Genomic DNA, 13,006 nt, shown 5'->3' on the forward strand with positions numbered 1-13,006 from the left:
ATGTTTAAAGAGGTGAAAAAAATGAAAAAAAGTACACAAGAAATTATCGCAAGCAATTTAAAGGAATTCCGTAAACGACATAAACTAACACAAGAACAACTTGCAAAACAATGTAACATTTCAAAAAATGCTGTTTGGAACTATGAAAATAACTTAACTACCCCCAGCATAGAAACTTTAGATACTATCGCAAATATATTTAAAATTTCTATAATTGAACTCCTATTTGATTACGATGAAACAGTAGTTGAAGAAGCTTTAAATATAAATAAAATAACACAACAAAAAACAGAACTACTAATGAAATTAAACAATCAAATGTATAAACTGGAACAACTAAACGAGTTATCTTTTAAAAATTTAAAACAAAATGATAAAGAAATAGAAAAATTTCTAATCTCATGTTTAGATGGTTTATTAATTGTAGCCGAACAATATCCAAATTTTAAAAAGATAAAAGCACCTTTTAGAAATCTAAACCTTGAAAAGATAACTCATGAGGAAAAGATAACACTTTTAGATAAAACTTTAGAATTTTTAGAAACTCAATTAATAAAAATAAATTACGAAAAGAAAAAAGACAACAAAGAATAAATACAGTAATCCTTAAAAGAATATACTGCATACTACGTACCCCTGTATTACAAGGCAAGAAAATTTAACACTGGTTGAAATAATACTTTTTATCTAAAATACAAAAGAACAAGGGCTAATATAACCTTGTTCTTTAGAAAATTTCCCATCTTAAAGGTAAGTAAAAGTAAAATAAGTTGTTTTAAATACATTTAAAATTAAACATATATCTTTTTGTTTAAGACCTTTTAGCTCAAGGTCTTATATTTATATAGTTTTTTATATCTAACCCTAATGATGAAGTAAAATACTACCCCAATATGGAGAACTATTAGCTAATATCATACAACCTATCACCAATGAAAAAACAATACACAATACAATTATTCCTAAAATTATAACACATTTCTCCACTTCTCCTACCTCCGAAAGACAACAGGTACAAGTACCCCTATAATACAAGCGTACAAAAAGTGGCACCTGTTGTATTATTTTAAAATTTAATTTATAATACAAAAGAAATAAGGTTATATCAAGCCTTGTTCTTTTAAATATTTTCTGTCACGAAGATATGTTCTTTTAGATATATTTAATGCATGACATATATCTTGTTGTTTTAGACCTTTTGCAAGAAGGTCTTTTATTTTTAATCTTCTTTCAGATAACTTATCCTGTAGTGGTATTTTACTTTGAGCTTCTAATTCTTTTTTATAATTCTTTTTTCTTCTAATGTTTTCTCTACGTTTATATTCATCTTTAGAAATTATAGTTAACATTTCTTTTTGTTCTATATCTGATATTTCTAAAAGATTTATTAGAGTTTCATTTTTGTATTTATAATCTTTATTTTGGTCTTTATATACTGTTTCTGCTGACCTAGTAGCCCTTATAACTTCTTTTTCACTTAATGGCTGTCTAAACATACTATTTACTTCTAAAGTATCATGCAATGCCTTTTCTATATCTTCAGTAAAATAACATGAATAATATCTATATAGAAATAATATAAGTTCCCTATGACCTTTTAAATCATACTCTCTTAACTCACATAGCTTTATTATGTCCTGTAGCCTTGCATAATAAAGACTTCTCTCTCTGTAGACAAATAACACCTTTTTAGGTCTACCTCGCCTTACAGATACCTTCTCGCTTAGTTCTGGCATATATTCGTTTTGTATTTCTCTTAAATCATATAAATAATTATATTCATCTATTATTTTTACTTCAGTATTCGTTTTAGAATTAATACTCCCTGGCACTCTTAATATTCTTGTTGCGTCTAGTGCTTGTCTATCTGCTCCAAATTCTTTCAATGTTTTATAAAAATATTCTTCAACAGCTTTCCAAAGTGGCAGAGCCATACTTGGAACTTTATTTATAAGCCATATTAAGTATAATCCTCTTCCACTATCTATAATTAGGTTTGGTATAGGAATGGATTGTTTGAAATGATTGTCATTTAGATTCATTAAAATTTGCTCTTTTGTAAAACCTGTTTTATATGTATCTAAATCAATAAACAAAGCTTTGAGCTCTTTGAGATATTCTAATCTCCTATAAGTCTTATAAAAAGTATTTAAAGTAATATACACATTATGTTCTTTAAACTCTAATTCTAATAGCTGTAAATACTTATAATGCCATTGTTTATAATTATGATTAGATATTTCAGCTCTAGTTATCCACCCTTCACTATTTCCATGAACTATATTTATATATTTACTAGAAGAATGACTTTCATTATTCTGCTGTTCTAAAGTTAATGTCACCTTTTATCTCACCTCCCATCTTTAGACAGATTATAACATATTTTTTTTAATTCTAAATAGCCTAAGAAAGTAAATACAAAAATGAGTATTATAAAAATAATAAAACTATGAAATGTTTCAACTCAATATACGCCGATTTAAGAGGTTTAAAAATCAAAATGATAAATTATATTAAGAGATATGTTAAAACGCCTTAGAATTGATTATAGAGCCATATAATAAATAAATCATGAAATAATTAAGGTGGAAAAATAATAACCAAGAACTTCAGAAAACGTAGATTTTCCGAAGTTGGGAGTTAAAATGGCTTGTTTACAGGCTTTCAAAGGTGTATACAAATAAAATTTATTTAAAAAAGCGAAATTATTAAATGAATTTCCAATTTTGACTTCAATAAAAGGCATAATATTTTGTTGTAATGAAAAAAAATAATGAATATTATCTTTTTACTATAAACTTTTTCATTGCTAAGTAATACTACTTAGTACATTTATTTTTTATAATATTTATTTTTAATGTAGGATTAGCGTATGTAGAATAATCATCTTTAGACTAAAAATAAATAATAAATCACTTTATAAAAAACTTGAAGGAATTAAGGTAAGAGCAATTAAAAATGAGGATGGAAGCATTTCTATTAATGCAGAAGATACAGCAATCTGGTTTGGATGGTATCAAGTTAAGAATAATAGGAAATATCCTAAATGGGAAAGAATGAATGGTTTTATAAGTGAATTTGAAAGTTCTCCACTTGTGGAGAAAGGAGATTATATCCCAGAGAGCCTATTCTATTCATTAGCAATGAAAACAAATAATGATGTAGCAAGAAAATTTCAAGGATGGTTAGCAGTAGAAGTTATTCCCACTATAAGGTGAACCTTGCTATAATCTTGCTATGATTTTTGTATCTAAATCCATATAAAATCGACTATATGACATATTTATAGTATCTTGCTATTATATTTAACCTCTGTTAGCTAATTGTCTAATGTTACTTGAATTCACATTATAGTTTTTAAGAAGTTTTCACCTCTATTATTTAATTTTCGGAAGTCGCTTGAAACGACATCTAAATTTGTAAGGCTCTTGCCAGAATATCTTCATCACTCATGGTATTTGTAGTAGTAATATATCCGCCTGTTTTTCTTATGTTAGGCAATACTTCATCTGTTACCCAATCTTGAAATTTTTCAGCTTCTTTTTTATCGGATTTAAATATTAGTTTATAAACTCCACTTTCTGTTAGAAAATTTTCACCAGCATTATTTAATTTTCGGATGGGAACATCTTTCACATCTAAATTTTTCAATTTAACAACTTGTTTATTATTCATATTTGCTATAGATTTTCTAACAGCACTATCTGTTAAATTTAAACATTCTCCAACATGATATGGATTAAATAATACCTTTTCTTCAAATTCAAATACTTCTACCTCTTTATTTTCAAAAGTTCATGAGATGAACATCTGAAGTTATAACTTAACCATTGTATAAACCTGTGAAGAGAAAACTACTTTTAAAATCTCTATATAACTTAGCGTAATCTTAGTGTACTTTATAATTAATTAAACTTCTTCAAAACTCCTATATAACTTATTTAAACATGTATACAACTATAAAAAGAAAAATTTCCTCATCATTTGAGAGGCTTATATAATAAACAATTATTTATATTATGAATATTGATAAATATTGTATTTATTTTACCTATATATAAAACTTTAATAATAAATATTTTTTGTAAAGATTAATTTGACTAAATAAGAGGTGAATCAATATTAAAAAGCCATTTGCAAAATTTTCAACTACACTAAGATATATTAGATTTTTAGCATTATTGAATTTTTTGATTCAAATATAAATAAGCATTTTGATATTCTAAAAAATAAAACTAATTACAGAATTTTTGTGAAATTAGATGATACTTTTAAATATTAAACCTAGTTGATTAAATAAAATTATAAGAGTATACTATTTCAAAATAATTCAATATTTAATTTATGAGGTGATAATAGTGAATAAAAGACTGAAGTTTTTGAAAATAGGTATAATTATTTCAATATGTACATTTCTTTTAAACCTTGGATTTATATATTTTTTACCTAGCAATGTAGCAAATCAGATAAATTTAACAACAGGTCATTTAACTTCATATACTTCAAAATATGTGTTTATGATATCCTTACCCATACTCGAACTTCTAGCAATACTATATTTATATTTTAAAAGAGAGTTTAGAACTTGGTATTATTTGAGCTTTTATATAATTTTCATATTTTGTGACGTATCGATTATAGTTGTTAATATTATTTACAGATATATTAGATAATATTGATATACGTAATAAATAAAAATATGTAATAAATATCTAGAATTATTTATTTGCTCATTTTCAAGGAGTTGATATTATGACATTTTCGAATATATCCATATCGTTAATATTTATGAGTTTTGGATTATATTTATTGTTTTTTACTCCACCGAGAGGATATGGAATAGGATATAGAACAAAACGTGCTAGAAAATCTAATGCAAGTTGGATTTATGCAAATAGATTATCAGGAATTCTCTTGACTATAATTATACCTACAGTAGTTCTTTTAATAACTATATTGTCTGTAATGTTTCCCTGGGAAAGTTATTTATTATCAAAAATATACTTTGTTATGAATATATTAACTTGTATAATAGTATCAATAATAGTAGAAATTAAACTAAAGTTAAAATTTGGTGATGCAGATAAATAAAATTAAATATTTTTGAACTTTTTTTTATGAGCCCATTATTAAATATATTAAAATGTAAAAATATACCGTAAAGAAAATATATTTTTTAAATTAATTTTTATAAATTTTTCACTATAAATTTAATAGTTTTTACTTAGTTTATTTATATGATATGATATTTTATCAATATTTTACATAATTTTTACCACCCTTTTATGATTTTTAGGAATTTTGTGTAAGTTTTATTATCAATGCGACTTTTAAAATTTTTTCATTCCTGGAACTACTCCCCCCTATATATTTAAATTAAAAAAACATAACATAATACCTATTGTGTTACTTTTTTAAATCCTATCAAACTATAACAATAATGCACGTTGTAAGTATTTTGTAAAAAGTAAATGTAACATAGACTCAATGTGTTACGTTTAACAAATATTTCAATATTAAACACAGTACAATTTGAAATCGGAGGTATAATAAAATGATTGCATGTTTAATTAATATTATTTTACTATTTATCTGTATGCTCTTAATAACCTTTACAGATACAAAGTGTACATGTAAAATAAATCCATTTGTAGGTTATAGAACTAAACGTTCTACAAAATCCGAAAAGGCATGGAAATATGCCAATACTAGAATTACCCAGTTAATGGCAATAGTTCTAGTAATTTATCTAATTATTAATATAATTATTGCCTTATTTTTAACAATATTCCCATTGAATATTATTTACATAATTAATTACATAGTAATAATATCTGAAGTTCCTGCTACTATAATAATACCAACAATTATTTTAGAAATAGAATTAGAAAAAAAATTCTAGTCTGACTATATAAAATAAGAGACTTATTAAGCATTAGCTAACGATACTACCTTCATTTTATTATCATTAACCCTGCAAGTTTTCTATATTTCTTGTAACAACTTTAAGTTGTTTAATAATTAAAATTAACAAATAAAAAAAGTCATTCTCACATGGTATAACTATTTGACCTAAGATAGTAATACAACCATAAGAATTAATTATTAAAAGCGAAAACACTTATTTTGAAATTTTTAAAGCTATAAAAACTGCATTTATTAAATTAGGCATTGACTCAAAGGTCACTAGCTGACCACGTAAGCATTCAGATCAACAAATCATATGTTGTATGATTTATGATGTCAAAAATAACATTTCTAGCCTACGTGAATTTGAATATTGTGTAAAGCAAGATTTTATATTGCTTGAGATAATCAAGTATCTGACTTGATTTATGAACTTAAAACATACAATCGATTTTTACTAATTACTGATACTGCATATGATGGTTTGATACAATACATTTACTTAATATCAAATTATCAGCAGATATCAATATGCGTAAAGCCAAAAGTATAGATTCTCTAAATATTAAGAGATATAAGAACGTTCTTTTCAGAAAATCTGTGATTTGAAAGCAATTATATAAAAATTAATTAAAGATAGAACAATTATTTTCCATGCTTATACAGGCTAGCCCAATACGAATGTCATATAAAATAGGTATTACTTGCTTATACATAAACCTGTGAAGAGAAAACTACTTTTAAAATCTCTATATAACTTAGCGTAATCTTAGTGTACTTTATAATTAATTAAACTTCTTCAAAACTCTAAGAAAAACTACTTTTAAAATCTCTATATAACTTAGCGTAATCTTAGTGTACTTTATAATTAATTAAACTTCTTCAAAACTCCTATATAACTTATTTAAACATGTATACAACTATAAAAAGAAAAATTTCCTCATCATTTGAGAGGCTTATATAATAAACAATTATTTATATTATGAATATTGATAAATATTGTATTTATTTTACCTATATATAAAACTTTAATAATAAATATTTTTTGTAAAGATTAATTTGACTAAATAAGAGGTGAATCAATATTAAAAAGCCATTTGCAAAATTTTCAACTACACTAAGATATATTAGATTTTTAGCATTATTGAATTTTTTGATTCAAATATAAATAAGCATTTTGATATTCTAAAAAATAAAACTAATTACAGAATTTTTGTGAAATTAGATGATACTTTTAAATATTAAACCTAGTTGATTAAATAAAATTATAAGAGTATACTATTTCAAAATAATTCAATATTTAATTTATGAGGTGATAATAGTGAATAAAAGACTGAAGTTTTTGAAAATAGGTATAATTATTTCAATATGTACATTTCTTTTAAACCTTGGATTTATATATTTTTTACCTAGCAATGTAGCAAATCAGATAAATTTAACAACAGGTCATTTAACTTCATATACTTCAAAATATGTGTTTATGATATCCTTACCCATACTCGAACTTCTAGCAATACTATATTTATATTTTAAAAGAGAGTTTAGAACTTGGTATTATTTGAGCTTTTATATAATTTTCATATTTTGTGACGTATCGATTATAGTTGTTAATATTATTTACAGATATATTAGATAATATTGATATACGTAATAAATAAAAATATGTAATAAATATCTAGAATTATTTATTTGCTCATTTTCAAGGAGTTGATATTATGACATTTTCGAATATATCCATATCGTTAATATTTATGAGTTTTGGATTATATTTATTGTTTTTTACTCCACCGAGAGGATATGGAATAGGATATAGAACAAAACGTGCTAGAAAATCTAATGCAAGTTGGATTTATGCAAATAGATTATCAGGAATTCTCTTGACTATAATTATACCTACAGTAGTTCTTTTAATAACTATATTGTCTGTAATGTTTCCCTGGGAAAGTTATTTATTATCAAAAATATACTTTGTTATGAATATATTAACTTGTATAATAGTATCAATAATAGTAGAAATTAAACTAAAGTTAAAATTTGGTGATGCAGATAAATAAAATTAAATATTTTTGAACTTTTTTTTATGAGCCCATTATTAAATATATTAAAATGTAAAAATATACCGTAAAGAAAATATATTTTTTAAATTAATTTTTATAAATTTTTCACTATAAATTTAATAGTTTTTACTTAGTTTATTTATATGATATGATATTTTATCAATATTTTACATAATTTTTACCACCCTTTTATGATTTTTAGGAATTTTGTGTAAGTTTTATTATCAATGCGACTTTTAAAATTTTTTCATTCCTGGAACTACTCCCCCCTATATATTTAAATTAAAAAAACATAACATAATACCTATTGTGTTACTTTTTTAAATCCTATCAAACTATAACAATAATGCACGTTGTAAGTATTTTGTAAAAAGTAAATGTAACATAGACTCAATGTGTTACGTTTAACAAATATTTCAATATTAAACACAGTACAATTTGAAATCGGAGGTATAATAAAATGATTGCATGTTTAATTAATATTATTTTACTATTTATCTGTATGCTCTTAATAACCTTTACAGATACAAAGTGTACATGTAAAATAAATCCATTTGTAGGTTATAGAACTAAACGTTCTACAAAATCCGAAAAGGCATGGAAATATGCCAATACTAGAATTACCCAGTTAATGGCAATAGTTCTAGTAATTTATCTAATTATTAATATAATTATTGCCTTATTTTTAACAATATTCCCATTGAATATTATTTACATAATTAATTACATAGTAATAATATCTGAAGTTCCTGCTACTATAATAATACCAACAATTATTTTAGAAATAGAATTAGAAAAAAAATTCTAGTCTGACTATATAAAATAAGAGACTTATTAAGCATTAGCTAACGATACTACCTTCATTTTATTATCATTAACCCTGCAAGTTTTCTATATTTCTTGTAACAACTTTAAGTTGTTTAATAATTAAAATTAACAAATAAAAAAAGTCATTCTCACATGGTATAACTATTTGACCTAAGATAGTAATACAACCATAAGAATTAATTATTAAAAGCGAAAACACTTATTTTGAAATTTTTAAAGCTATAAAAACTGCATTTATTAAATTAGGCATTGACTCAAAGGTCACTAGCTGACCACGTAAGCATTCAGATCAACAAATCATATGTTGTATGATTTATGATGTCAAAAATAACATTTCTAGCCTACGTGAATTTGAATATTGTGTAAAGCAAGATTTTATATTGCTTGAGATAATCAAGTATCTGACTTGATTTATGAACTTAAAACATACAATCGATTTTTACTAATTACTGATACTGCATATGATGGTTTGATACAATACATTTACTTAATATCAAATTATCAGCAGATATCAATATGCGTAAAGCCAAAAGTATAGATTCTCTAAATATTAAGAGATATAAGAACGTTCTTTTCAGAAAATCTGTGATTTGAAAGCAATTATATAAAAATTAATTAAAGATAGAACAATTATTTTCCATGCTTATACAGGCTAGCCCAATACGAATGTCATATAAAATAGGTATTACTTGCTTATACATAAACCTGTGAAGAGAAAACTACTTTTAAAATCTCTATATAACTTAGCGTAATCTTAGTGTACTTTATAATTAATTAAACTTCTTCAAAACTCTTATATAACTTGCTTAAACATGTATACAACTATAAAAAGAAAAATTTTCTGTTTGTAAGTTTATAATTTATGGTTATTCAAAATAAAAAAGAAGAGGTAATCCTCTTCTCTATAAATTTTATTTATTTTTCTTTTTTAAAATCATATATGAACCAATTCTTTGACGAGTTCTTTTATCTGCCTTTTTATACTTTTGAGCAATATTTAATATTTTGTTTGGTAATCTATTCATTATTAAATATCCTCCTTAATAAAAATGCTCTACTTGTGCCTAGTTTCTTAGCTTTATATTTAAAGTATTCATTTACTACCTCTGGAATATCTAAATTAACTTTTGGCATTTATCTTACCTCCTCATTAAATAATTGTTCAAGAAAACTTCTATAAGCTTGGAATTGTTCATGTCGATTGTCATGTTTTTCGAAACACTCTTCGATTCCTTCTCTTATGTATGCTTCTCTTATGTATTCTTTTTCTTGTTCTATCCCCATTTTTATATAGTCAGAAATCACATCACTTCTTCTCCATTGTCTTTCTTTGGCTATTTTAGTGCAATAATCACATAATTCCTCTGGTATTCTTAATGTTATTTGTTTCTTTTGTTCTTTCATTTTCTCTTTCTCCTCTTCAATATATATTTATTTGCTTGTATGCGCCTTGTAGACGAGTTTTTATATTTAAATAATGGTTTTATATCTAAATTACTTTTAAAATCCTTATAATCGATTGTAGTGTTAAATAATTATTATCTAGCCCAATTCTTAATCCTTTGATATTTACCTTCCCAATTAAAACTATAAACTTCAACTGGTACATTACGACCTTTTAATGTTATAAGTTCCATAGCAAATGGATTTTTATCTGGGTTTGGCGAACTATAATCTAACAATCCTTTATCTTTTAAACCATCTCGCACTTCTCTTTTATCTAGTTCTCTATTTCTATATAAACCAAGTACTAAATCACTATCCTCTGCAATTCCTCCCGATTCTTTTATATCTGCTAGTGTTGGTCTTTTATCTTGCCTTCCTTCGATAACCCTGTTAATTTGAGCTGTTATCACTATCGGAATATTTAATTGTAATGCTAATAATTTTAATCTTCTTGTAAGCTCTCCAAGATATTCAGCTCTATTCTTAGGATTAACTAATTTATTAGATACCCTATTAATTAAATCTATAAAAGCAATATCTATATTATTTTTAAGCTTATCCCTCTTTATAGTGCTTATTATGTTATCTATATCACCTATAGAATCATATATCTCTAAATGCTTAGCAGATAGAAATTCACTAATATACAATGTTATTTTTTCTTTTTCTATATCACTTAGTTCTTTTTTATAAATCTTATTAAAGTCAATATCGCAGCCATTAGAAACGAGTTTATTTATTATTTCACTTCTTCCCATTTCTAAGCTAAATAAATCTATTTTTTTATCTTGCTTAAGCATATTTAATATTAATTGGCTTGTGAAAATGCTTTTACCAATACCTGTATAAGCAGATATAGTTATTAACTGACCATCTAAAAACCCAACTATATCATTATCAAGTTTTAATAATCCTGTTTGAATTTTAGACTCTGCATTATCTTTATAAAGCTCATCAATATAAGTAAATAAATACTCCCTTGTATTTTCTTTATTTTGGTCATTAGAATGAAGTTCCTCACATAATTTAGATAAATTATCTAGCATATCATTAGATTCTGTGTTATAATCCAACTTATTAGTAATAAGATAAATTTTTCTCTTAACGAAGAAATCTTTTAATTTATCAATATATTGCTTTACATTAGTTAATGATAATAACACAGTAGCTATGTCTGTAATTTCACTTAAAGTTACAGGCATTTTTTTATTGCTTGCATATTCACAAAATATAACTACATCAATATTTTGACCTTTTTTTCTTAGTTCCTTAAATCCCTTTATTATTTCTTGATGAGAAGAGGAGTAAAACCACTCTATCTCTATTTCATCAATTAAATTATTATCTTGAAAACACGCAGATATAATATTTTTTTCAATCTCTTTATTATGTAATTGAGCTAATATATATTTCATAATTAAAAACTCCTTATCTGTAATATTTATCTCTATCGTTAGATACTGATAGAAAATTGTATTTAGCAGATTGATTCTTATTATTTTCTTCAATCATTTTTAAATATAACTGGTCATATTTTTCTCTTAGCTTTTTAGGACTTAATATATTAGATTTCCAGAATGAATCGTGTTGACACCACCTAATAACCCTTTCAACCTCTTCTATATTCTTATTGTCAATTCTTAATATATAATCAAACTCTTTACTCCAATTTTGAAAATTAGGTTGTTTAGCCTTGGGGTTATTAATTTGCATTAAAGAAAATAGTAGTTTAGATAAGTTCATTTCTTTAGAATTTTCAATAAAGAGATTCTTTTTAATATTTCTTTTTATATTCTCTTTTTTAGGTGTATCAGTTATAGTATCGTTAATAGATTCAGTAATAGTATCAGTAATTATATCTAATCCATTGATATTACTAGGATTTATAGTATCGCCAATAGTATCAGATATAGTATGAGGTATAGTATCAGACGTGAATATCGAATTATATGAGTAAATAGAAGGTGTTTTAGGTGGTTTTCCTTTTTGTATAAGGTTTATTATCCTTAGTTCTTCGAACTTTTTTATTATTCTTTGCGTTTTAGCAAAAGACACTTGTAAATCATTGCACGCAGTCCTAATTGTTAAATAAAATTGACCCTTAGGTAAATCCCCCTTTAACCTTTGTAAATTTTCTTTTTGCATTAAATAATGATTAAATAAGATTTCATCTTTATTCTTAATTACATCCATTTTTAGCACCTCCTGATTAAGTTTATAAAAGCCATTCAATCCATGCTCTCCTTTCTAGTTTGATTTAATGCTTAAGTGTAACTGTGTCACTAATTTTAATTTAATTATTACTCTATTTTTTATTGTTCTTACTCAATTTTTTTATTTCTATCAAAGTTGTTTTTAACACCTCTATTAACTCTTTTGTATCACAATTTTTTGTTATTTCTTCTATCTGTTCTATATACTTTCCTTTCATTTTTTTATTCCTCCTCTTCTTTAAAAAATAAATCTACTAATTGAACTCCAAAAGTATTTGCAATTTTTTTTAATGTTCCTACTTTGGTCGAATCTAAATTCCCTTTTTCTATTTTTAATAATGTATTTATTCCGACATTTGATAACTCTGCTAATTCTCTTTGTGTTAAATTTAATTTCTTTCTTTCAGTTTTAAGATTCATATTTTCCCTTCTTTCTGTGATTTTTAAATGTTATTTAAGTATATAATACCATTTAATTGTGATTATAACAACATTTTTTTATTTTTTTTGTGATTTTATGAATAAAAGTTTTATTTTTTTGTGATTTAATTTATA

At 24.4% G+C, this 13,006-nt stretch carries 13 protein-coding genes and 1 pseudogene; 6 read left to right on the forward strand and 8 right to left on the reverse strand.

Annotated features, from left to right (window positions below; all coding sequences use genetic code 11):
• A partial coding sequence (locus tag DR020_RS03845) for a helix-turn-helix domain-containing protein (RefSeq protein WP_112365330.1) occupies positions 1–594 on the forward strand: 594 nt, incomplete at its 5' end.
• A 270-nt stretch (positions 595–864) separates the two neighbouring features.
• Here DR020_RS03845 and DR020_RS12595 read toward each other — a convergent pair.
• Both DR020_RS12595 and DR020_RS03850 read right to left on the reverse strand, forming a co-directional pair.
• Positions 865–987: a hypothetical protein gene (locus DR020_RS12595; protein ID WP_256437761.1), complete on the reverse strand. Its 123-nt coding sequence runs from the start codon at positions 985–987 to the stop codon at positions 865–867.
• A 113-nt stretch (positions 988–1,100) separates the two neighbouring features.
• Positions 1,101–2,342 (reverse strand): helix-turn-helix domain-containing protein, encoded by a 1,242-nt coding sequence (locus DR020_RS03850; protein ID WP_112365331.1) that lies wholly within the window; start codon positions 2,340–2,342, stop codon positions 1,101–1,103.
• A gap of 753 nt (positions 2,343–3,095) precedes the next feature.
• On the opposite strand from DR020_RS03850, the gene DR020_RS12600 reads away from it, so the two are divergent.
• Positions 3,096–3,218: a BRO-N domain-containing protein gene (locus DR020_RS12600; RefSeq protein ID WP_265327737.1), complete on the forward strand. Its 123-nt coding sequence runs from the start codon at positions 3,096–3,098 to the stop codon at positions 3,216–3,218.
• A 193-nt stretch (positions 3,219–3,411) separates the two neighbouring features.
• Here DR020_RS12600 and DR020_RS03855 read toward each other — a convergent pair.
• Positions 3,412–3,765: pseudogene (locus DR020_RS03855) on the reverse strand (BRO-N domain-containing protein); the annotation flags it as partial.
• A gap of 987 nt (positions 3,766–4,752) precedes the next feature.
• On the opposite strand from DR020_RS03855, the gene DR020_RS03860 reads away from it, so the two are divergent.
• The 4 genes from DR020_RS03860 to DR020_RS03875 all read left to right on the forward strand — a co-directional run bounded on the left by DR020_RS03860 (position 4,753) and on the right by DR020_RS03875 (position 8,772).
• Complete coding sequence (locus DR020_RS03860; protein ID WP_112365332.1) at positions 4,753–5,091, forward strand: SdpI family protein; 339 nt, start codon at positions 4,753–4,755, stop codon at positions 5,089–5,091.
• 505 nt (positions 5,092–5,596) lie between these two features.
• Positions 5,597–5,902, forward strand: coding sequence for an SdpI family protein (locus DR020_RS03865; protein ID WP_160110445.1), 306 nt, complete (start codon positions 5,597–5,599; stop codon positions 5,900–5,902).
• Positions 5,903–7,622: 1,720 nt separating this feature from the next.
• Positions 7,623–7,961 carry an SdpI family protein gene (locus DR020_RS03870; protein ID WP_112365332.1) on the forward strand — a complete coding sequence of 113 codons (339 nt, stop codon included), beginning with the start codon at positions 7,623–7,625 and terminating at the stop codon, positions 7,959–7,961.
• Positions 7,962–8,466: 505 nt separating this feature from the next.
• Entirely contained in the window at positions 8,467–8,772 is a 306-nt protein-coding gene (locus tag DR020_RS03875; protein ID WP_160110445.1) for an SdpI family protein, read from the forward strand.
• Positions 8,773–9,926: 1,154 nt separating this feature from the next.
• Here DR020_RS03875 and DR020_RS03880 read toward each other — a convergent pair.
• The 5 genes from DR020_RS03880 to DR020_RS03895 form a co-directional block, all read right to left on the reverse strand.
• Positions 9,927–10,196, reverse strand: a complete 270-nt coding sequence (locus tag DR020_RS03880; RefSeq protein WP_112365334.1) for a hypothetical protein — start codon at positions 10,194–10,196, stop codon at positions 9,927–9,929.
• 134 nt (positions 10,197–10,330) lie between these two features.
• Entirely contained in the window at positions 10,331–11,653 is a 1,323-nt protein-coding gene (locus tag DR020_RS03885; protein ID WP_112365335.1) for a replicative DNA helicase, read from the reverse strand.
• 13 nt (positions 11,654–11,666) lie between these two features.
• Positions 11,667–12,431, reverse strand: a complete 765-nt coding sequence (locus tag DR020_RS03890; RefSeq protein ID WP_112365336.1) for a hypothetical protein — start codon at positions 12,429–12,431, stop codon at positions 11,667–11,669.
• A gap of 112 nt (positions 12,432–12,543) precedes the next feature.
• Positions 12,544–12,669: a hypothetical protein gene (locus DR020_RS12605; protein ID WP_265327738.1), complete on the reverse strand. Its 126-nt coding sequence runs from the start codon at positions 12,667–12,669 to the stop codon at positions 12,544–12,546.
• Positions 12,670–12,673: 4 nt separating this feature from the next.
• The gene (locus DR020_RS03895; RefSeq protein WP_112365337.1) at positions 12,674–12,871 is read right to left on the reverse strand and encodes a helix-turn-helix domain-containing protein; all 198 of its coding nucleotides are present in this window, start codon (positions 12,869–12,871) and stop codon (positions 12,674–12,676) included.
• Positions 12,872–13,006 lie beyond the last annotated feature (135 nt).

It is taken from the genome of Sarcina ventriculi (assembly GCF_900456775.1).
GTDB classification, from domain to species: Bacteria; Bacillota; Clostridia; order Clostridiales; family Clostridiaceae; genus Sarcina; species Sarcina ventriculi.

Coding starts and splice junctions, on each gene's coding strand:
- DR020_RS03860 (WP_112365332.1), top strand. CDS start 4,753: ATGACATTTTCGAATATATCCATATCGTTAATATTTATGAGTTTTGGA.
- DR020_RS03865 (WP_160110445.1), top strand. CDS start 5,597: ATGCTCTTAATAACCTTTACAGATACAAAGTGTACATGTAAAATAAAT.
- DR020_RS03870 (WP_112365332.1), top strand. CDS start 7,623: ATGACATTTTCGAATATATCCATATCGTTAATATTTATGAGTTTTGGA.
- DR020_RS03875 (WP_160110445.1), top strand. CDS start 8,467: ATGCTCTTAATAACCTTTACAGATACAAAGTGTACATGTAAAATAAAT.
- DR020_RS03880 (WP_112365334.1), bottom strand. CDS start 10,196: ATGAAAGAACAAAAGAAACAAATAACATTAAGAATACCAGAGGAATTA.
- DR020_RS03885 (WP_112365335.1), bottom strand. CDS start 11,653: ATGAAATATATATTAGCTCAATTACATAATAAAGAGATTGAAAAAAAT.
- DR020_RS03890 (WP_112365336.1), bottom strand. CDS start 12,431: ATGGATGTAATTAAGAATAAAGATGAAATCTTATTTAATCATTATTTA.
- DR020_RS12605 (WP_265327738.1), bottom strand. CDS start 12,669: ATGAAAGGAAAGTATATAGAACAGATAGAAGAAATAACAAAAAATTGT.
- DR020_RS03895 (WP_112365337.1), bottom strand. CDS start 12,871: ATGAATCTTAAAACTGAAAGAAAGAAATTAAATTTAACACAAAGAGAA.